Raw genomic sequence first — 22,287 nt, 5'->3', positions numbered from 1 at the left:
CCGGTCCTGGCCGGGCCGATCGTGTTCGACCGCGCCCGCGCCCGCGAGCGCTTCTCCATCCGCGCAACCCTGCGCGAGACCCGTATCCCCGAGGAACTCGGGCGCCCCTGAGGCAGCGCGCGCCCGAAGGTTCGGACCTTCGGCGAAGCCCGGGCGGCCCGCCATCGGACCAAGGTCCGAGACCGGCTCAGACCATCGCAGACCAATCCGCCGGACCTTTGCATGTATTGGCGGCGTCAAGCCCCGTGAAACACTGCCCTCAACGCGGAAAGACCGCGGATCTTCCGAAGTATACGGAGGGGCTGTCATGGGCGTCGAGTTCAACCGCACCGATCTGGAATTCGTTCTGACGCAGATCCAGATGGCGGAGGCCGCACAGAACCCCGTCAACCCGCACCTGACCTTCGGCCTCCGGCACGTCGACGGCACCGACAACAGCACCGTCGCGGGCCAGCCCCTCTACGGTTCGGCGGACCAGGCCTTCCCGCGGCTCACCAACCCCGTCTTCCAGAGCGCCGACCCCTCTGCCTTCGGCCCCCCGGGCGGCAAGCCGACCTCCTACGCGAGCACGACCGGCGCCGTGTTCGACTCCGACCCCCGCGTCATCAGCAACCTCATCTCCGACCAGTCGCTCGACAACGACGCGGCCATCATCGCGGCGCTGAAGCTCGCCGGCTCCTCGAACCCCGAGGCCGACGCGGCCCGGGTGGCACTGGCCTGGGACGCCGTGAAGGCCGCTAAGGCGACGGGCGACGCGATCCAGATCTCCGACAAGACCGGTGCTCTGAAGACCCTCACCACGGAACTCGGCCTCAAGGTCGAGAACGGCAGCGTGTTCATCGAGAACGTGACGCCCGATGCCGGTCTCTCGGCACCGTTCAACACGCTCTTCACGCTGTTCGGCCAGTTCTTCGACCACGGCCTCGACCTGATCTCGAAGAACAGCGTCAGCGGCACGGTCTACATCCCGCTCAAGCCCGACGACCCGCTCTACGTGCAGGGCTCGCCGACGAACTTCATGGTGCTCACCCGCGCGACGAACCAGCCCGGCCCCGACGGCAAGCTCGGCACCGCGGACGACATCCACGAGTACACGAACCAGGTCACGCCCTTCGTCGACCAGAACCAGACCTACACCTCGCACCCCTCGCATCAGGTCTTCCTGCGCGAGTACATGACCGGCGCGGACAGCCAGGTCCACACGACGGGCCGGCTGCTGACGGGGATCAACGGCGGCGATCCGACCTGGGCCGACGTGAAGGCGAACGCCCTCAAGCTCGGCATCAAGCTGCAGGACGAGGACGTCAACAACATCCCGCTCCTGGCGACCGACGAGTACGGCAACTTCATTCCCGACCCGAAGACGGGCTACGCGCAGATCGTCTTCAAGGGGGCGGACGGCATCGCCGGCACGGCCGACGATGTCCTGAAATCCGGCACGCCGGGCTCGCCGCTCTCGACGGTCGGCGCCGTGCGCACCGGCCATCAGTTCCTCAACGACATGGCCTTCGGCGCGGCGCCGAGCGATCCGGAGGCGGCGGGTGCCCACCTGCAGCCCGACGGCGACTCGGTCGCCGGCATCCCCAGCGTCGACGCCCGCGGCAACCTGACGGCCTACGACAACGAGCTCCTCGACGCCCACCTCATCGCGGGCGATGGGCGGGCGAACGAGAATGTCGGCCTCACCGCCATCCACGAGGTCTTCCACGACGAGCACAACCGCCTCGTGCAGCAGGTGAAGGACCTCGTCCGCTCGGAGCTCGCCAAGGGCGACACCGCCTTCGCGAGCAACTGGGTCCTGGACGGGACCGATCTCTCCGACGGCATCCAGGAGAACGAGTGGAACGGCGAGCGCCTGTTCCAGACCGCGAAGTTCGGCACCGAGACCCAGTACCAGCACCTCGTCTTCGAGGAGTTCGCCCGCAAGGTCTCGCCGGCCATCCACCTGTTCGGCAACCTCAACGTCCATCTCGACCCGGCCATCACCGCCGAGTTCGCGAACGCGGTCTACCGCTTCGGGCACTCGATGCTCGACGAGGACCTCAACCGCTACGTGCTTCAGGGCAAGTATCTCGACGCGCAGGGCAAGCCGACCGACGTGAATACCGGCGTCGTCAACCCGCTCGCCGGCACGCCGCTCCTCGACGACAAGGGCAAACCCGTCCTCAACGCGATCGGCCTGATCGACGCCTTCACGAACCCGCTCGAATTCGCCAAGCACGGCTCGACCGCGGCGGGCGAGATCGCCCTCGGCGCGCTCAACCAGACCGGCAACGAGATCGACGAGTTCGTCACGGGCGCGCTGCGCAACAACCTGCTCGGCCTGCCCCTCGACCTCGCCGCCCTCAACATCGCCCGCGGCCGCGAGACCGGCGTGGCGCCGCTCAACCTCGTGCGCAACCAGATCTACGCGCAGACGCACGACAGTGCCGTCAAGCCCTACGACAGCTGGACCGATTTCGGCCACTTCCTCAAGCACGAGGCGTCGCTGATCAACTTCGTGGCGGCCTACGGCACGCACCACACGATCCTCGAGGCCACGACCCTCGAGGCCAAGCGCGCCGCAGCCCTCTTCCTCGTCGAGCACGGGCAGGACGGCTTCTCCGGGAGCGGGGTGTCGGCGGCCGACATCAAGGACGCCCACGACTTCATGCACAGCACGGGGGCCTACGCGAACATCACCGACCCGGCCCTGCTCAAGGACAATGCCAACGCGCTCCACGACGCCGGCGGCGCGATCCCCTTCTGGAGCACGGGCAGCATCACGGGCCTCGACCAGGTCGATCTCTGGATCGGGGGCCTCGCCGAGAAGCAGACCCTGTTCGGAGGGCTCCTCGGCTCGACCTTCGACTACATCTTCCGCATCCAGCTCGAGAACCTGCAGGACGGCGACCGGCTCTACTACCTGCCGCGCCTGGAGGGCACGCACTTCCTCTCGGAGATCGAGAACAACGCGTTCGCCGAGATGATCATGAACAATCTCGGCACCAAGCACATGAGCGCGAGCGTCTTCCTGACGCCCGAATACACGGTCGAGGCGACCACCATCAATCCGGACGACGTCTCGACCTGGACCCGCAACCCGACGACAGGGAAGCTCCTCCTCGAGTCGAGCTGGGTGCTCGACGAGCACGGGAGCCACCTGAAGGGCTCGGACGGGGCCGACGTGAAGACGGTCCACTTCCTCGGCGACGACAATTTCTTCGGCAACACGATGGTGCTCGGCGGCACCGAGCACGACGACCACCTGATCGCCGGCAACGCCGACGACGACACCGTCTATGGCGACGGCGGCAACGACTGGATCGACGGCGGCGAGGGCAACGACTTCCTCTACGGCGGCAAGGGCGACGACCACATCACGGATGCGGGCGGCAACGACACAATCCACGGCGACGAGGGGAACGACTGGATCGACGGCGGCTCCGGAGACGACATCATCTTCGGCAACGACGGCAACGACACGATTTACGGCGGCAAGGGCATCGACGACATCCAGGGCGGCCAGGGCAACGACATCATCAACGGCGGCGAGGGCGACGACGAGATCCAGGGCAACGAGGGCGACGACTGGATCGAGGGCGGCCAGGGCGGCGACCTTCTCGTGGGCGACGCCGGCGCTCCGACGGGCCAGCTCCCCCTCTACGGCGCGGACGACGTCCTGAGCGGCGGCACCTGGCTGCCGACGGGGCCGGACGGCCATCCCGTCACGAGCTCGACCACCGACACCGCCGCGAACGGCGGCGACCGGATGCAGGGCTTCAGCGGCGACGACATCATGATCGGCGGCGGCGGCTTCAACCGCTTCGAGGGCCGCAACGGCTACGACTGGGCCTCCTACGAGTTCGACCGCCTCGGCGTCAGCGTCGACATGAACGTCAAGGACTTCATCCTCGACTCGCCGCCGCTCTCGCCGGACGCGATCCGCGACCGCTTCATCGAGACGGAGGGCCTCAGCGGCTCGTCCTACGACGATTTCCTGCAGGGCACCAACGACGCGATCGCCGACCCGACGAACGAGCTCAACAACATCACCCTGATCAGCGGGCTCGAGACGTTCTTCTCACCCGACGCGCCGGTCCACTTCTCGGGCGGCAACATCATCCTCGGCGGGGGCGGCAGCGACCGCATCCAGGGCCGTGCCGGCAACGACATCATCGACGGCGACGCCTACCTGCATGTCCGGCTCGAGAACGGCCAGATCGTCCGCGAGATCCTGGACGGCGGGCGCCCGAACGACGTCGACACCGCCGTCTACTCGGACATCGCGGCCAATTACGTGATCGGTGCCCGGACGGCGGACGGCCGAGGCTGGGACGGCATCGATGCCGAGGGCTTCTTCTCGGTGGTCCACGTCACGGTCGGGGGCGGCGGTGGCGGGGGTGGAGGCGGCGTGAACCCCATCGTCGACGACGGCGTCGACAAGCTGCGCAACATCGAGCGCCTGGAATTCCGCGACGGCACGCACACGGTCAACGAACTCCTCCCGGTCGTTCCGGCGAAGAACACCCTGCCCTTCGGCGGCGTGCAGGTCTCCGGAAACCCGGTCATCGGACAGCTGCTGACGGCCGGCAACACGCTCCTCGACCTCGACGCCCTCACGGCCCCGGGGTCGGCTTCGATGACCCCGAACGTCTCCTATCAGTGGGAGTACCTCGATCCGGCCCGCGCCCAGTGGGTGCCGATCACGGGGGCCACGGGCGAGACCTACAAGGTCACGGCCTTCATGGTCGGGCAGGCCCTGCGCGTCTCCGCCTCCTTCGTCGATGCCCTCGGGTACACCGAGCGCGTCGTCTCGACCCAGACCGCCCTCGTCACGACCGCGCCGAACGTCAACACGGCGCCCTTCGTGGTGCCGCAGCAGGGTCAGGTCGGCCTGCCCGACACGAGCGTCTACGAGAAGGGCGCGGTGAACCTCTTCCTGCCCGTCACCACCGTGTTCGGCGACGCGCAGACCCCGGCGGCCCAGCTCAAGTACACCGTCACGCTGGCCAACGGGCATCCGCTCTCGGAGATCGGCCTCAGCGTCGTCGACCAAGTCGCGGTCAACGGCTCGCTCCTCATCAAGGGCGTGCTCGCGGCGAGCGTCACCGGCCCGGTCGACATCAGGGTCAGCGCGACCGATGCGGGTCCGGGGACGCCGCTCACGGTCACCGACGTCTTCACCCTGAACGTGGTGCACCCCGCCCCCGGCTCGCAGGCCGTGATCAGCGGCTCGCTCCAGGACGGCTACATCGCCGGCGCCACCGTCTTCATGGACTCGAACAACGATGGTGTCCGCCAGAGCTTCGAGGCCCAGACTACGACCGACGCGAGCGGCCATTTCACCCTCGTCGGCAAGCCCGGGGCCATCGTCGCCACCGGCGGCCCGGGCGCACTCGATACGGCCACGAACCTCGCCTTCAACGGCGTCTTCAAGGCGCCGGCCGGCTCGACGGTGGTGTCTCCCCTCACCACGATCCTCGTCGAGCTGATGGGGCTCGGTGCGAATCTCAGCTCCGCCCAGACGGAGCTGCGCGGTGCGCTTGGCCTCGGTGCCGGGGTCGACGTCACCCAGATCGACCCGATCGCGGGCATGCTGAAGGAGGGCGCGACGCCCCAGCAGATCGCCCTCTACGAGCACCTGTTCGTCGCGGCCTCGCAGATCCTCAACACCGTCGCCCTCCTCCAGGCGGCGCTCCCCTACGCGAACCCGATGCACGACATCGTCGAGATGATCGCGACGGGCCAGCCGTTCGACCTCTCAGACCCGGCGACGGTGCACGCCCTGGTCGACCGCTACCTGCCGCCGTCCACCTTCGCGTCCGACGTCGAGGCCTTGCTCAACGGCCACAACGCCCTCGTCGCGGCCCAGGCGACGGCGGCGGACGGCATGGCGTTCCTCGTCGGCGTCGCGGCGGTGAGCCGCGTGGCGCAGGGCGAGACCGCGCCGGCGCTCGCCATCGCCTTCACCGACGAGGATGTGGCGGCGGTGCGGGCGAAGTTCACCGGCGACAGCCTCGGCGTGCAGGTCGGCTACGCCAAGCACCATATCGGCGACGTCGACGGCGACAGCCGCCCCGAGGGCGACGGCGACGCGGTCGCGCCCGGCGTGACCCTGGCCGCCGCCGGCGCTCCGACGAAGGCGGGTCTCCTCTCGCTCTCGGGCTCGGTCGGTCCGGCCGATGCCGGGATCACCGTGCACATCCTCGACAACGGCCGGGAGATCGGCTCGGCGAAGTCCGGCCCGGACGGGGCCTGGAAGGCGGACGTGCAGATCTCGGGCGAGGGCGAGCACGTCGTCACCGCCTCCGGCACCGACGGCGCCGGCAATACCGGCAAGAGCCTGCCGATCAGCGTCACCATCGACACCACGCCGCCGGCCAAGCCCGTCGTCGCCCTCGACCACGATACCGGTGCCTCGGCCAACGACCGCGTCACGAGCGATGCCGAGATCACGGTCACGGCCGGGGAGATCGGGGGCAGCCTCGCCTACAGCATCGACGGGTACGGCTTCGTCGCGGTCTATGACGAGAGCGACCTCGCGGATGGCGCGCACACCGTGCGGGTCCATCACACCGACGCCGCTGGCAACGTCTCCGAGGACGGCGTCCTCAGCTTCGTCCTCGACCGGATGGCTCCGGACGCGCCCGTCGTCAGGCTCGCCAACGATACCGGCCTGCCCGGCGACAGGAACACGAAGGACGCGAGCCTCGCGATCGTGCCGGCCGAGACCGGCGGCCGCTACGGCTACAGCGTCGACGGCGGCGCCTCGACCGAGAGCTACGACCCGGCCACGCTCGGCAACGGCCAGCACACCGTCGCGGTCACCCACACCGATGCGGCCGGCAACACGTCTGCGGCCACGTCGCTCGCCTTCGTCGTCGACCGCGAAGCTCCCGCCGCACCCGGCGTCGCACTCGCCGCCGATACGGGCCTGCCGGGCGACAAGCTCACCCGGGATGCCGCCCTCGCGGTGACCGGGACCGAAGCCGGCGCGAGCCTGAGCTACAGCATCGACGGCAAGGCCTACACAGACGGCTATGCCCCGACGCTCCTCGCGGACGGCGAGCACACGGTCGCGGTCCGGCAGACCGACGCGACCGGCAACGTCTCGGCCGCAACCTCGCTCACCTTCGTCCTCGACCGCACGCCGCCTGCGGCCCCCACGGTCGGCCTCGCCCGCGATACGGGGGCGGCCGGCGACCACCTCACCAAGGACGCGAGCCTCGCGGTCGTGCCCTCCGAGACCGGCGGCACCTACACCTACAGTGTCGACGGCGGGACCTATTCCAACGCCTACATGCCCGCCTCCCTCATGGACGGCGAGCACACGGTCTCGGTCAAGCATACCGATGCCGCGGGCAACGTCTCGGAGGCCGGCTACCTGAGCTTCACCCTCGACACGTCGGCGCCGGGCGTCCCGACGCTGGCTCTCGCGAACGATACCGGCACTCCGGGGGACCGCCTGACCACCGATCCCCGGCTCGTGACGACGGGCGTGGAGACGGGCGGCAGCTTCATCTACAGCGTCGACGGCAAGGCCTACGGCGCCTACGACCCGACGTCCCTCACGGACGGCCAGCACACGGTCTCGGTCAAGCACATCGACGCCGCGGGCAACGTCTCGGTGGCACGCTCGCTGACCTTCACGCTGCACTCCACGGCCCCCGGTGCTCCGAGCCTCGCCCTCACCAGCGACACGGGCGCCTCGGCGGGCGACCGGATCACGAGCGACGCCCGCGTGACGGTGACGGGCACGCAGGCCGGCGCCAGCCTGAGCTACAACCTCGACGACGGGGGCTGGGCTGGGACCTACGACCCCGCCGCTCTCGCGGACGGCGCCCATACCCTGGCCGTGCGGCAGACGGACACCGCCGGCAACACCTCCGTGGCTGCCTCCCTCGCCTTCACGCTCGACAGGGTCGCGCCCCAGGCTCCGGCGGTGCTCCTCGCCAACGACACCGGCAAGCCCGGCGACGGGATCACGAGCGACGGCCACCTCTCGGCGACCGCCCCGGAAGCGGGAGGCAGCGTCAGCTACGTCATCGACGGCACGGCGTCCGCGACCTACGATCCGTCGACCCTCGGTGACGGCGCGCACACGGTCGCAGTCCGGACCAGCGACGCGGCGGGCAACGTCTCGTCCGCGACGGCGGTGACCTTCACCCTCGACACGACGGCGCCCTCCCTCAGCGTCAAGGGAGTGTCCGGCCCCAGTCACGTGGTCGGCCACGCCGTCTCCGGCACCGTCGGACTCTCGGAGGCGGGCGCCTCCGTCACCGTCAGGGACGGTTCGACCGTCCTCGGCACGGCCGTTGCGGATGCGGCCGGCAACTGGAGCCTGCCCTTCGCGATGACGGAGGGGGGTGCCGGCCGCCACTACGCCCTGACCGCGACCGCGACGGATGCCGCGGGCAATGTCGGGCACAGCGAGAGCTTCGCCTTCGACCTCGACTTCTCGGTCAACCGCGGCCTGTTCTCCACGGCCTTCCACGACGCGCAGAGCGTCGAAGGGCAGGTCTACGCCCTCTACGACGCCATCCTCGACCGGGCGCCGGACGCGGGCGGCTTCGCCTACTGGGTGGGCGCGCTGAAGAGCGGGATGGCCCTGCACGACGTCGCGGAGATCATCCTGAACTCCGCCGAGGCGCAGGCGAAGTTCGGCGGCCTCGACGACCTGGGCTTCGTCGAGCACCTCTACGAGACGGCGCTCCACCGCTCGGGCGAGGCGGCAGGCATCGACGGCTGGGCCGGCGCCCTTGGCCACGGCGGCTCCCGCGCCGACGTCGCGATAGGCTTCGCGCTCTCCGGAGAGAACGTCGCGGCCCTGCAGACGGCGCTGAACTCGGGCACCTACGTCGAGGACCACGCGGCGACGGACGCGGCCCGGTTCTACTACGCGCTCCTCGACCGCGCGCCGGACGCGGGCGGGCTCCAGGCGTGGACGCAGGCGCTCAAGGGCGGCTTGTCCGAGGCCGGCATGGCGCAGGCCTTCCTCGGCTCAGGCGAGTACGAGGCCAAGCACGGCGGCCTGTCCGACTCGGCCTTCGTGGACCTGCTCTACCAGAACGCGCTCGGGCGCCACGCCGAAGCCGGCGGCCTCGCGGGCTGGACGGGCGCCCTCGCCCACGGAGCGAGCCGCGCCGAGATCGCCCTTGGCATCGCGCAGAGCGAGGAGGCGCACCAGCACCTCGCCCCGCATATCGAGCAGGGTTGGCACCTGATCTGAGTCGCGTCACCCGCGACGTGGCGGCCGGGCCTCCAGCCCGGCCGTCGGCCTGTCCGGCCCCTGTCGATGGGGGACGCCGCCGGCTCGACCGGCCGAGCTATCCGCGTCATTCTCCGCCCGCGCATCGCGCGACGAAATGGGGAGGTTCTCGATGGAACGCCGTGACTTCATGACCGCAATCGGTGCCGTGGCGGCCCTCGGCGCCATCGGCTCGGCGCAGGCGCACGAGATGGGTCACGACCACGCCGCCCACGGCGGGCACAATCATCCGCCGAAGTACAAGGCCCTGACGGAGACGAGCGCACAATGCGTCTCGACGGGCAATGCCTGCCTGCGGCACTGCTTCGGCATGCTGGAGATGAAGGACACCAGCATGGTCTCCTGCACGGTTTCGGTGCGCGACCTCATCCAGGCCTGCACGGCGCTGGAGGCACTCGCCGCGGTCAACTCGCCCCATACCGCGATCCTCGCCAAGGCGGTCGGCGAGATCTGCACCGCCTGCGGCAAGGAATGCGACAAGTTCGCAGACATCGCGGAGTGCAAGGCCTGCGGCGCCTCCTGCCGGGCCTGCGCCGAGGAGTGCCGCAAGATCGCCTCGTGAGGCTTCGCGGCGTGAGGCCCGGCCCTCACGCCTCGAACGGCGCCAGTTCCGGCTCCTCGATCACGCCATCGGATTCCGGCTGCTCGGCCGTCCGGCGCCGGGACAGGAGCAGGATCAGCACCGGCAGGATCAGCAGGATCAGCAGGGGCGCGAGCGCCATGCCGCCGACGACGACGAGCGCCAGCGGCTTCTGAACCTGCGAGCCGACGCCCGAGGAGAGGGCGGCGGGCAGCAGCCCGACGCCGGCCACCACGCAGGTCATCACCACTGGCCGCATCTGCGTGAGGCAGGTGCGCATCATGGCCGAGACGCGTTCCTCGCCGGCCGCGAGGAGCGCGTTGAACTGCGTGATCACGATGATCCCGTCCATCACGGCGATGCCGAGGAGGGCGATGAAGCCGATCGCCGCCGAGACGCTGAAGGGCGTGTCGGTGAAGACGAGGGCGAGGATGCCGCCCGCCACCGCCATCGGGATGACGCTGAGCGCGAGCAGGGTGTCGGTCACCGAGTTGAAGTTGACGAAGAGCAGGATCGCGATCAGCGCCACGGCGAGCGGCACCGTCAGCGAGAGCCGGGCCAGCGCACCCTGCATGTTGTTGAACTCGCCGACGAGCTCCAGCCTGTAGCCTGGCGGCAGCTCCACCTCGGCGGCGACGCGCTCGCGCGCCTCGATGATGGTGCTGCCGAGGTCGCGGTCGCGGACGCTGAACTTGACCGGCAGGTACCGCTCCTGCCCCTCCCGGTAGATGTAGGCCGGCCCCGAGACGAGGCGCACGGAGGCGACCTCGTTGAGCGGCACCTGGATCACCATGCCGTTCGGCCCCTGGCCGGCGATGCGCAGGTTGCGGATCGCGCCGACGCTCTGCCGGAACTGCGAGGCGAGGCGCACGATGATCGGGTAGTGCCGGTCGCTGCCCGTGTCGTAGAGATCGCCCGCGCTGTCGCCGCCGATGGCGGTGCGCACCGTGGTGTTGATGTCGCCCGGCGTGAGGCCGTAGCGCGAGGCGCGCACACGGTCGACGTCGATCTGCACCGTCGGCTGGCCGAGCGAGGTGAACACGCCGAGGTCGGTCACGCCCGGCACGGTCTTGAGCACCGACTCGACCTTGCGGGCGACGTTCGTCAGCGTCTGCAGGTCGGGCCCGAACACCTTGAACGAGTTCTCGCCCTTGATGCCGGAGACGGCCTCGGCGACGTTGTCCTGCAGGTACTGCGACAGGTTGAACTCGATTCCTGGGAATTCCGCCCGGAGACGGTCGAGGAGTTCCGCGGTCATGCTCTCCTTGGTGACGCCCGGCCGCCACTGCTCGGCGGGCTTGAGCGGCGCGAAGAACTCGCCGTTGAAGAAGCCCGCGGCGTCGGTCCCGTCGTCGGGCCGGCCGTGCTGGGAGACCACCCGCTCGACCTCCGGCACCGCGGCGATGATGCGGCGCATCCGGTTGACGTAGAGGTTGCCCTCCCGCAGCGAGATCGTCGCCGGCATGGTGGCGCGCAGCCACAGATTGCCCTCCTCGAGCTTCGGCAGGAACTCCGAGCCGAGATTGCGCGAGGCGAGGCCGACGCCCACCGCGAGCAGCGCGGCGAAGCCGAGCACCAGGGCCCGGTTGCCCAGCGCCATGCGGATTGCCGGGCGGTAGAGGCGGTCGAGGCCGCGCACGAGGAAGGTCTCGACCTCCTCGATATGCTCCGGCAGCAGGTAGGCCGAGAGCACCGGCGTCACCGTGAAGGTGGCGATGAGGCCGCCGAGCAGGGCGTAGGCGTAGGTCTGCGCCATCGGCCCGAAGATGTGGCCCTCGACGCCCGTGAGCGTGAAGAGCGGCAGGAAGCCCGTGACGATGATGATGGCCGCGAACACGATCGAGCGGCTGACGTCGCTCGACGCCCGCACGATCGCGCCGAGCTTGCCCGCGAGCCCCTTGGCGCCCCCGCCGGCCGAGGGCGGCCCGTGCCCCGAGAGCCTTCGGAAGATCGCCTCGACCATGATCACCGTGCCGTCGACGATGAGGCCGAAATCGAGGGCGCCGACGGAGAGGAGGTTCGCGGATTCGCCCCGCAGCACGAGAATGATGACGGCGAAGAACAGCGCGAAGGGGATCGTCGCCACGACGATGAGCGCGCTCCGCAGATTGCCGAGGAAGAGCCACTGGATCACGAGGATCAGGCTGATCCCGAAGAGCATGTTGTGCAGGACGGTGTGGGTCGTGACCTCGATCAGGTCCGAGCGGTCGTAGATCCGCTCGATGCGCACGCCGGGCGGCAGGATGCCCGCCGCCTCGATGCGGGCGACCTCCTCCTCGACCGCCTTGATCGTCGGCGTGCTCTGCTCGCCGCGCCGCATGAGGACGATGCCCTGCACGATGTCGTCGTCGTCGTTCATGCCGGCGATGCCGAGGCGGGGCTGATGGCCGATCGTGACGTGGGCGACGTCGCGCACCAGCACCGGCGCGCCGCCCGACTGGGCGAGCACCGTCTCCTCGATGTCGTCGGTGGAGCGGATCAGGCCGACGCCGCGCACCACGGCGGATTGGCTGCCGAGCGTGATCCGGTTGCCGCCGACGTTGAGGTTGCTGTCGTTGAGGGTCTTCACCACCCCGGCCAGGGTGAGGCCGTAGGCGGTGAGCTTGTCGATGTCGACGCTGATCTCGAAGGTCTTGGTCTTGCCGCCCCAGCCGATCACGTCGATGACGCCGGGCACCGCGCGGAAGCGGCGGCGCAGCACCCAATCCTGCAGCGTCTTCAGGTCGAGGACGCTGTAGCCCGCGGGCGCGGCGAGCTTGTAGCGGAAGATCTCGCCGATCGGACTCACCGGGGAGATGGTGGGCTTGGCGCCGTTCGGCAGAGGGTCGAGCTGGGCGAGGCGGTTCAGCACCTGCTGCTCGGCCTCGTAATAGGTGAACTCGAAGCCGAATTGCAGCTTCACGTCCGAGAGGCCGTAGAGCGAGACCGTGCGGACCTGCTTCAGATTCGGCAGGCCAGAGGTCATCACCTCGATCGGCACCGTGATGTAGCGCTCGATCTCCTCACCCGAGAGGCCCGGCGCCTGCGTGACCACGTCGATCATCGGCGGGGTCGGGTCCGGGTAGGCCTCGATGTTGAGGGTGCGGAACGCCGCGAGCCCGCCGATCAGCAGGAGCACGAAGGCGAGCACGACGAGCACGCGCTGCCGCAGGGCGAAGGCGACGATGGCGTCCATGTGGAAGGTCCCCTTGGCCGGCCCGCGGCCGGCGGCGCGATGCGGCGGCTCGCCCCGGAGCCGCGCGCGCCCTCAGCCCTGCGTGGCCATCCGGTCGATGAAGAGCGAGCCCCGCGAGATCACCCGCTCGCCGGTCTTCAGGCCGTCGAGGACCTCGATTGTGCCTCCGTCGACGATGCCGGGCTTGATCTCCCGGCTCTCGACGGAATTGTCGGGCTTCAGCACCCAGACGCTCGCCTTGCTGCCTTCCAGGATCACGGCGGCCCGGGGCACCGAGTGCGACAGGCTCTCGCGTTCGTTGATGATGCGCACGCTCGCGAACATCTCGGGCTTGAGGAGCCCCTGCGGATTGTCGATCTCGGCGCGCACGACGATGCGGCGCGTCGCCGGATCGACCGAGGCGCCGATGAAGTTCACCCGGCCCTCGAAGGTCCGGTCCGGCAGCGAGAGGACGCGGAAGGTGAGCCGCTCGCCGAGATCGACCTTGGCGGCGTCGCTCTCGCGCAGCTGCGCGATCAGCCAGACCTTCGACAGGTCGCCGATGATGTAGGACGGGTCGCTGCCGCCGGTGCCGATATACTGGCCGGGGCCGATCTTGCGCTGGATCACCGTGCCCGAGAGCGGGGCGTAGATCGTCGTCGTCGGATTGATGGCGCCCTTCTGGAGGGCCGCCATCTCCTCGTCCTTGAGGCCGAGGATGCGCAGGCGGTTGCGCACCGCCTCAAGCCCGACCTCGGCCGTGCGCGCGTCGTTCGTGGCCGACGTCAGATCGTTCTGGGCGTTCTGCAGGTCGCGCAGCGTCGTCGCGCGCGATTCGAAGAGGTCGCGCTGCCGTTTCTCGACGGCCTGGGCGAGGGTGAGCTGCGAACGGCTCTTGTTGAGGACGTTGAGCGCCGCGAGATAGTCGTTCTGGGCCTGGACCATCTCGTTCGCCTGAACTGCGAACAGAGGATCGCCCTGCTTCACCTGCTCGCCCGAGCGCGCCAGGATCGACACGACGCGGCCGGGATAGGGCGAGAAGATCGGCGTGGCGCGGTACTCGTCGACGCCGATCTTACCCTCGGTCGCGATCTCCTCGTAGAAGAGCCGCTGGTCGACCGTCTCGCTCGTCAGCGTCGCGAGCTGCGCCGCGGTGAGGACGAAGCCGCCCGAGGGCCGGGGCGCCGTCAGGGCCGCCGGCTGCACGGCCGCGTCGGCCACGCTGCCGCGGTGAAGCAGGCCGTAGCCGGCCACCGCAGCTGCGCTCAGCCCTGCGAGGATGAGAAGTTGCGTGCGCATCCTCAACCCGATGGGGCGGAGGTTCTGACCCTGGATGATGCTCATCGGAGTAAGCTCGGGCGCTCGCGCGGCGTGGAGGCGACGGTGACGGGGATGCGCAGTCGATGGACCGCTCTCATGCACAGGCGGGCGGTCGGGCACCAGTCCTGAGCGCCGCGAAGGCGTCGGTAGGCCAACATTTTGACGGGTCCGTGACTGAATTCACCCGGTCTGCATGTGAGAACACCGAGGTCCCGTAGAGGGCTCCCGCCCTCTACAGCGGCGCGCCCCGAAGCGTGGGCACGATTTCGTGAGCGGCGAAGGTTCGCCGCGCCGAGGGGCCTCACGCGATGGCGCCCCCGCCCTTCCGGGTCACGGCGACGATGGACGGACGCGGAGGCATGCCGGGCTCGAAATCGGGCCAGCGGGTCGAGGGCTGGTCGAAGCTCGTCGGGAGGGCATCGTCGTCGGACTCGCCCGGATGCTGGACGGCGACGAAGAAGGTCTCGTCGTCCGGCGTGAAGCAGGGACCGCACATCTCGGCGCCGATTGGCACCCGGAAGAAGTGGCGGGCTGTCGCCCGCCGCGGCCCCTCGGTCTCGACGGCCCAGATCCCGTCCGCCCGGCCCGTCGCCTTGCGCGAGTTGCCGTCCGTCGCGACCCAGAGCCGGCCGCGCCCGTCGATGGCGCAATTGTCCGGCATGCCGAACCAGCCGCTCTCGCTCGTCGCCGCCGAGAAGGTCGCGCCGGACGCGGGTGGGCCGCAGCGCAGGAGGATCTCCCAGCGGAAGCTCGTGGCGGCGTGATCCTCGCCCTCCGGCAGCATCTCGATGATGTGGCCGAAAGCGTTCTTCGGGCGCGGATTCGCGGCGTCGACCTGTTCGTCCTGGCGCCGGCCGTTATTCGTCAGCATCACGTAGACGCGGTTCGTGCGCGGGTTCGCCTCGATGTCTTCGGGCCGGTCCATCCGGGTGGCGCCGAGGATGTCGGCGGCGCGCCGGGTCTCGATCAGCACGTCGGCCTGCGTTTCGAAGCCCGCGCCCGCATCGAGGCCCCCCGTGCCGTGAACGAGGGGAAGCCAGCGCCCCGTCCCGTCCGCGTCGAAGCGGGCGACGTAGAGCGTGCCCGCGTCGAGGAGATCGCGGTTCGCCGCGGGGTGATGCGGATCGACCCGGCCCGCGGTCACGAATTTGTAGACGTAGTCGAAGCGCTCGTCGTCGCCGAGATAGACGACGTAGGCCCCGTCCTTCGCGACGATGCCGGCGGCACCCTCGTGCTTCAGGCGCCCGAGCGCCGTGCGCTTCTTCGGGACGGAATGCGGGTCGAAGGGGTCGATCTCGACGACCCAGCCGAAGCGGTTCGGCTCGTTCGGCGCCTTCGCGAGGTCGAAGCGGTCGTGGAATCGCCCCCAGCCGTAGAAGGGCTGGCCGAGCCCGTAGCGCTTGGCGTTCTCCGCCTCCCGATGCCCCTCGGGCAGGTTGCCGACGAAGTAGTAGTGGAAGTTCTCCTCGCCCGAGAGCCACGTGCCCCAGGGGGTGAGGCCGCCCGAGCAATTGTTGATCGTGCCGAGAACCCGCCGACCCTCCGGGTCCTCGACTGTGCGAAGGCGCGGGTGGCCGGCGGCGGGTCCGGTCATCTCCATCGGCGTCTCGGCGGTGATGCGCCGGGCGTAGGGAGAGCCGAGCACCGGACGCCAGCGCCCGCCTTCGCGCCGGATCTCGACGACCGAGCCCCCATGAGCGGCGATCTCCACCGCCACCTGCTCGCGCGAGAGCAGGTTGAGGCTGGTCTTGCGGCTCTGCGGGCCGAGGCCCGGGAACATGAGTTCGCTGTTCGTATACTCGTGGTTGACGACGAGGAGTCCGTGTTCGCTCGACCCGGCGATGGGCAGGTAGCCGACGAAGTCGTTGTTGTAGCCGAACTGGCGGCGCTGGCGCTCCGCGTCCTGAGCCCGCGGATCGAGCGGGGCCGCGTCGGGAAAGAGCGGGTCGCCCCAGCGCAGGAGGATTTCGGCCTCGTAGCCTGCGGCGACGTGATGCGTCTCGTCGACACCGGCCTCGACCTCAGGGAACGCGAAGCCCTCCGCCGCAGCGTCGCCCGCGACGAACGGCGCGCCGAACCCGGCAACCGCGCCAGCGGCGAGCGCGCCGCGCATGAGATCGCGCCGGCTCAATCGCACGGCGATGAGGTCGTCGAGGGTCGGCTGCGCCTCGGTTTCGGGTTCGCGGACGGGACGTCCGTTCGGCATCATGCGGCACCTTGGGCTTCAGGGGATCTGACGGTTGGGCGGGAAGCTCCCGCATCCGCATGTCGGTCCTGTGACAGAGCCGCCGTCCGGGCCTCGGGCGGCTGCTCAGGCGAGGCCGAAGAGGGTGCGTTCGCCGCGCACGCCCCGCAGGCCGAAGGTTCCGAGCCGCACCGTCTCCCGGGCACAGCGGCGCGCGACCTCCTCGGAGAGGAGGATGCTGCGCCCGAGCCTGTCGCAGAGAGCCTCCATGCGGCAGGTCTCGTTGACGGCCCGGCCGATCACCGTGAAATCGAGCCGACGGCTCGCCCCGACATTGCCGTAGACGACCTCGCCGAAATGCAGCGCGACATCGACGGCGAGGGCCGGCTCGGCCCGCTGCCTGCGCCGGGCGTTGAGGGCCTCGTTGGCCGCGACGGCCGCCTCGGCGGCCCGCAAGGCCGCCTCGCAGTTCGGGCAGGGCGAGCACTCCACCTCCGCGACCGGAAATACGGCGAGCATCCCGTCGCCGAGAAACTTCAGGATCTCGCCGCCCTGGTCGGTGACGGCGTCGCCGATCGCCTCGAAATGCTCGTCGAGCCAAGCCACGACCTGCAAGGCGTCGGCCCGCTCGGTGAGGTCGGTGAACCCCTTCAGGTCCGCGAACAGGATCGTGGCCGAGATCCGCTCGCCCTCGCCGCGGCGGATCTCGCCGGCGAGGACCCGCCGAGCCGCGTTTGGGCCGAGATAGACGCTGAGGGCGCTCGCGGCCGTGCGAGCGGCGCTGGAGCGGTAGGCCGCGAGCCCGAGCGCCGGGATCAGCCCCGAGACGACGTCGATCTCGGCCTGGGTGAAGCCGCCGGGCCGGTCCGTCGCGAAGGAGAAGGCGAAGCCTCTCACCACCGAACCGCCGTCGCCGAAGGTGACGAGCCGCATCACGTAGTCGGTGCCGCCCGTCTCCCGCAGCGTCGCGAGAAGGGCGAAATCGGCCACGCCCTCCCCCGCCTCCAGTCTCCAGCGAGACAGAGTGAGGTCGCGCGAGAGCAGGTGATGGATGACGCTGCGCTGGAAGTCCCGTTCCTGCTCGGGCCCATGCAGGAAGGTGCCGACCGTGACCGGCTGGTCCCGCCACCATTTGTGCGTGAGCGCGCGGAAATGCGGATCGATCGTGGGCAGATCGAGGCTCGCCCGCCAGACCGGGATGCCGCGGGCGGTCAACCGCTCGCAGATGCCCGTCAGCAGGCCGCCGAGATCGTCCTGGGCGAGCGCATGGCGCAGGATCCAGTCGATCAGGTCGTGAGGTGCGGCTGAAGCGTCCATGCTGCCGGTGTCCAGAGGTCCGAATCGGATGGGAGAGTATGCCCGCCGCGCCGGCCGCGGCATCCTGCGCGCCGGCGCGCCCCGAACGCGCCGACAAGATCAACAGATCGCCAGATGAGATTGGCGGATTAGACTTCAGAATATTTCCTGCTACCGTCACCGAACTGGTCGGCAAAGCAGATCCGGCCGTGCGTTTACGTACGAACACCGTCCGCAAGCGTGGCCGTTTTTAGGAACGCTTGCTCGAGACCCTGTCACGCCCCGCCTGGGGCTCCGCGGAGACGGTTCAGATGGCGGCGCCGACCCTGCAGAACGACTACGACATCTCGCGCTGGATGTACGGCTTTCCGGACAGCGACGTGCTGCCCCCGGTGCCGACCGGGCTCGCGCCGTTCTTCTACCGGACCGGCCAGTTCGATTCAGGCCTGCAGGCGAGCGGCTTCCACGGGGCCGCCTTCCAGACGCCCGGCCCCGTCTCCGAGATCGTGATCGGCTTCGAGGGCACCGACACGGCGGGCATCGAGGAACGGCCGGACTTCCTCCTCGCCCAGGTCGACGCCGACGTCGCCCTCTATTTCGGCGGTATCCCGCAGGCCCTGACCGATGCGGTCGCCTTCAGCCGGCAGGTGATCGCGGCGGCGGCCCTCCAGGGCATCGGAACGGACCGCATCACCATCACCGGCCACTCCCTCGGCGCGGCGGAAGCGGCCTATGTCGCGGCCGTGCTCGGCATCGACGGGCTCACCTTCGCCGCACCCGGCCTGTCGGCCACCAAGCTTCCGCCGAGCGGCGCCGGCACGCTCGTCAACTACGTCGAGTATCTCGATCCGGTCGCCAATTACAGCTTCACCCCGGTCAATTACGAGACCGAATTCCTGTGGAGCGACACCATCCGGCGCGTCGGCGATCCGAGCTACATCGGCTCGCCCCTGGAGGAGGCGCTGCGCGGCCTCCTCTCCGAGGCGGGCAACCTGTTCGCCCCGAACTCGACCTTGGCCGACCGGGTCGCGGGCCTGACCGCCTTCGGGGCACTCGCCGCCACCTACCACCCGCTCACGAATTACGGCGAGGACCTCGGGCTCCTCCAGAACAATACGCCGATCCTCGTCGACGGGAGCCGGATCGTCGCGGGACGCGACTACCTCCTGCTCTACGGCGACATCGCCGATCGCAGCGCCCTCGTCAGCGACGCCTTCTACACGATCTCGAATCCCGACGTGCGGGCGGCCGGCCTCGATGCCGAGGCGCATTACGCGCGGTTCGGCTGGCGCGAGGGCCGCGACCCCGATGCGTATTTCTCGACGCTCGGCTACCGGGCGGCCTACGCCGATGTCGGGCGCACGCAGGTCGATCCTCTGGCGCATTACGACCGGGTCGGCTGGCGCGAGGGCCGCGATCCGGGCGCGAACTTCGACACGGAGCTCTACCTCCTGCACAACCCGGACGTGAAGGCGGCCGGCATCGACCCCCTCGCCCATTATCTCGATTTCGGCCGCTACGAAGGCCGGGCCGCGCCGGACCCCGCGATCGGGCGGCCCGCGGACCTCTCGGCCGCCCGGGGTTTCGACGCCGCCTTCTACCTTCTCGACAATCCGGACGTGGCCCGGGCTGCGCTGGCGACTACCGACACCCTCGCCTTCGCCCGCCAGCACTACCAGACCGTCGGCTGGCGCGAGGGCCGCGACGGCAACGCCTTCTTCGACACCGCCGCCTACCTGACGGCCAATCCCGACGTCCGGGCGGCGGGCATCGACCCGCTCGCCCATTACGACGCCTTCGGCTGGCGGGAGGGGCGCGACCCCTCCTCGGCCTTCGACACGAGCGCCTATCTCGCCCGGAACGCGGACGTCGCGGCGGCCGGGATCGACCCGCTGCTGCACTACCTGAGCTACGGGATCTACGAGGGCCGCACCGCGACGGCGGGCGACATCTGACGCCGGGCTCAGGTCCGGGCTGCCCGGGCCCGCGCCGCCCGTCGACTCACGAAGGGCGAGCCGGCGAGGACGAAGCGCCAGGGCGTCTCGGCCCCGCGGGTGATACCGATCCTCGGCCCGCTCGCGATCTCCCCATCGGGCACGCCCGGCGCGATCCGGAAGGGCGGCCGATCGAGGGGCAGGCCGTCCTGCTCACCCGTGATGCCGAGCGCCTGGCACAGCCGCCCGGGCCCGGAGCACAGGAGCCGGGCATCAGCGGCCGCCCGGCGCGAGCGCATGGCCTCGAGACCGCAAGTCGGCTCGAGCGCCCGGATCAGGACGGCGCTGCCAGGCTCGCAGACCACGTTGAGGCACCAGTGCAATCCGTAGGAGCGGTAGACGTAGGCGTGCGCGGGCGCCCCGAACATGCTGGCGTTGCGCCGCGTCGGACCGGCGAAGCTGTGCGAGGCCGGGTCGGACTGGTCGTAGGCCTCGGTCTCGACGATGCGGCCGCCGGCCCCCGCGACCGTGAGGCTCCACCCGATCAAATCCGGGGCGACGCGCGCGGCCGGGCGGTCGAAGAAGGAGGGCGGCAGGGTCATCCGGGCAGGTCACGTATCGGGATCGGGGGATGGGCCGCCTCCATCGCACGAATCCACACCGATCCGCAGCGCAACCGTTCCGCGAATCAGCCAAACTCGAGACTCGCGCGTTGTGACGCCGGCCGCCCCTGGCGGCGCACCGCGTTCGGAGGCTCACGGGGATGAGATGGATCTCAGGAGCGGCGCTCGGCGCCCTGATCCTCGCTGCGGGTGTCGCCCCGGCTGAGGCCGCCGACTTTTTCGGGCCTGCCGACGAGGGTCCGCCGCCTGTCGTGACCCGGCGGACGATCGTGGAACGTCCGGTCGTGCTGCCGCCCCGGCGCATCGTCCGGGAGGTCATCGTCGAACGGCCCGTCGTCTACCGTCCGCCGCCCGTGATTCGGGAGGTGATCGTCGATACCCCGATCGTCTACCCGCCGGGACCCTACCTCCCCGCCGAAGTCCAGGCCCGGATCGGGCTCTACGAAACCCGGTTCGGGCCGAGGCCGATCCCCTATGGCGGGCTCGACCCGCTGGATTGAGAGAGGGACTCTCGCGCTCCCTCCACGCGATGCGCGAAGATGAGGGAAGCGTAGAGATCGGGCAGTTTGCGCGCCCGGACGGGGTCGGCGTTGACCAGCCGGTCCAGCGGGGTCCGTGGGGCGTGCGACCCTGCTGATGTGCTTCCGCGCACATCGGCGAATTCGGGATCCATCGTCTCCATATCGTTGCAAATCACTGATCGAGCGGCTGATTTTCGCGCTTGCTCTCGCCCGGCGCCGAGGGCGAGCGATGATTTTGAAATTGACGATTATTGCCAATCGTCAATTTCGTGTCAGAGTATTGCTGCCGGACAGATCCGGATGCCCGCTTTCGCGAGGGCTCCCATGGTGTGGTCACCCCTACTCGCCGCCCCCGTCCTTGGGCTCACTGCTCTCGCCCTCGCCGGATGCAACGAGGCGCAGGCCCCGGCCGCCAAGCCCGAGACGAGCCGGCCCGTCCTCGTCCAGCGCGTCTCCGCCGAGAGCCGCGTGCCGGAGCGCAGCTTCGTCGGCACCATCCGCCCGCGCATCGAGAGCGATCTCGGCTTCCGGGTTCAGGGCAAGGTCGCCCGACGCCTCGTCAACGTCGGCGACGTGGTCGCGGCGGGCCAAGCGCTCGCCACCCTCGACGAGATCGACCTCAACCTCCAGACCGAGCAGGCGGAGGCCGAGCGACGCGCCGCGAGCGTGGCGGTCGACCAGGCCGAGGCCGACCTGAAGCGCACCCTGACCCTCGCGCAGCAGGGCTGGACCGCGACCGCGGTGACGGACCGCCAGAAATCGACGACCGAGGAGGCGCGCAGCCGCCTGCTCCGGGCGGAGCGGGCGCTGAACCTCGCGCGCAACGCAGCCTCCTACGCCGTCCTGAGCGCGGATGCGGACGGCGTCATCACGGCGACCTCCGTCGAGCCGGGGCAGGTGGTGGCGCCGGGGCAGGCCGCGATCCGCCTCGCCCGCAGCGCCGAGCGCGAGGCCGTGGTGGCCGTGCCGGAGGCCCTCGTCGGCCGGGCGCGGGAGAATGGGGCCAGCGTCGCTCTCTGGTCGCAGCCGAACGTCCGCTACCGGGCCCGCCTGCGCGAGCTCGCGCCGGCAGCGGACGCCGCAACGCGCACCTATCTCGCCCGGTTTTCCCTGCCCGAGGCCGATGCCGCGGTGCAGCTCGGCATGACCGCGACGGTCACGCTGACGGCCGATTCCGCCGAGCGGGTGGTGCGCCTGCCGCTCGCCGCGCTCTTCAACCAGGGCACCGGCCCCGCCGTCTGGACGGTGGACGATGGGGGGCAGCTCACGCTGAAGCCCGTCACGGTCGCCGCCTACGAGGCGCAGGACGCGCTCATCGTCTCCGGCATCGCGGACGGAGATCGCGTCGTGCGGCTCGGCGTCCAGAAGCTCGATCCCGGCCAGCGCGTGCGCGTGGTCGAGGCGCTGGAATTTTGAGGCGCCGC

Annotated in this window: 11 protein-coding genes; 6 read left to right on the top strand and 5 right to left on the bottom strand. The window is 70.0% G+C overall.

What is annotated here, in order from left to right; translation table 11 throughout:
- Positions 1-307 precede the first annotated feature (307 nt).
- Positions 308-9,211 carry an Ig-like domain-containing protein gene (locus J2X36_RS19890; RefSeq protein ID WP_310352972.1) on the top strand — a complete coding sequence of 2,968 codons (8,904 nt, stop codon included), beginning with the start codon at positions 308-310 and terminating at the stop codon, positions 9,209-9,211.
- A 151-nt stretch (positions 9,212-9,362) separates the two neighbouring features.
- Positions 9,363-9,812: a four-helix bundle copper-binding protein gene (locus J2X36_RS19885; protein WP_310352970.1), complete on the top strand. Its 450-nt coding sequence runs from the start codon at positions 9,363-9,365 to the stop codon at positions 9,810-9,812.
- 25 nt (positions 9,813-9,837) lie between these two features.
- On the opposite strand, the gene J2X36_RS19880 is transcribed toward J2X36_RS19885, so the two are convergent.
- From J2X36_RS19880 to J2X36_RS19865, 4 genes are all read right to left on the bottom strand, one after another.
- Positions 9,838-13,005 carry an efflux RND transporter permease subunit gene (locus J2X36_RS19880; RefSeq protein WP_132256413.1) on the bottom strand — a complete coding sequence of 1,056 codons (3,168 nt, stop codon included), beginning with the start codon at positions 13,003-13,005 and terminating at the stop codon, positions 9,838-9,840.
- A 72-nt stretch (positions 13,006-13,077) separates the two neighbouring features.
- Positions 13,078-14,328 carry an efflux RND transporter periplasmic adaptor subunit gene (locus J2X36_RS19875; RefSeq protein WP_310352967.1) on the bottom strand — a complete coding sequence of 417 codons (1,251 nt, stop codon included), beginning with the start codon at positions 14,326-14,328 and terminating at the stop codon, positions 13,078-13,080.
- 277 nt (positions 14,329-14,605) lie between these two features.
- Complete coding sequence (locus J2X36_RS19870) at positions 14,606-16,513, bottom strand: PhoX family phosphatase (RefSeq protein ID WP_310352965.1); 1,908 nt, start codon at positions 16,511-16,513, stop codon at positions 14,606-14,608.
- 102 nt (positions 16,514-16,615) lie between these two features.
- Positions 16,616-17,806 (bottom strand): adenylate/guanylate cyclase domain-containing protein, encoded by a 1,191-nt coding sequence (locus tag J2X36_RS19865; RefSeq protein ID WP_310352964.1) that lies wholly within the window; start codon positions 17,804-17,806, stop codon positions 16,616-16,618.
- A gap of 38 nt (positions 17,807-17,844) precedes the next feature.
- Here J2X36_RS19865 and J2X36_RS19860 point away from each other — a divergent pair, with 38 nt between their 5' ends.
- Together J2X36_RS19860 and J2X36_RS19855 are read left to right on the top strand one after the other, a co-directional pair.
- A complete protein-coding gene (locus J2X36_RS19860) occupies positions 17,845-18,039 on the top strand; it encodes a hypothetical protein (protein WP_310352959.1) in 195 nt (64 codons plus the stop codon).
- Between the two features lie 57 nt (positions 18,040-18,096).
- A complete protein-coding gene (locus J2X36_RS19855) occupies positions 18,097-19,740 on the top strand; it encodes a hypothetical protein (RefSeq protein WP_310352957.1) in 1,644 nt (547 codons plus the stop codon).
- 8 nt (positions 19,741-19,748) lie between these two features.
- Here J2X36_RS19855 and J2X36_RS19850 read toward each other — a convergent pair whose 3' ends face one another.
- Positions 19,749-20,321 carry a DNA-3-methyladenine glycosylase gene (locus J2X36_RS19850; RefSeq protein WP_310352954.1) on the bottom strand — a complete coding sequence of 191 codons (573 nt, stop codon included), beginning with the start codon at positions 20,319-20,321 and terminating at the stop codon, positions 19,749-19,751.
- Positions 20,322-20,482: 161 nt separating this feature from the next.
- Between J2X36_RS19850 and J2X36_RS19845 the strand changes: the two genes are divergently transcribed.
- Together J2X36_RS19845 and J2X36_RS19840 are read left to right on the top strand one after the other, a co-directional pair.
- On the top strand, positions 20,483-20,842 hold the full coding sequence (locus J2X36_RS19845) for a hypothetical protein (RefSeq protein ID WP_132256079.1): 360 nt from the start codon (positions 20,483-20,485) through the stop codon (positions 20,840-20,842).
- A 345-nt stretch (positions 20,843-21,187) separates the two neighbouring features.
- On the top strand, positions 21,188-22,279 hold the full coding sequence (locus tag J2X36_RS19840; RefSeq protein WP_245516707.1) for an efflux RND transporter periplasmic adaptor subunit: 1,092 nt from the start codon (positions 21,188-21,190) through the stop codon (positions 22,277-22,279).
- Positions 22,280-22,287 lie beyond the last annotated feature (8 nt).

It is taken from the genome of Methylobacterium sp. BE186 (genome assembly GCF_031457035.1).
Classification (GTDB): Bacteria; Pseudomonadota; Alphaproteobacteria; order Rhizobiales; family Beijerinckiaceae; genus Methylobacterium; species Methylobacterium segetis.
This window is presented reverse-complemented; position numbering and strand designations above follow the sequence as displayed.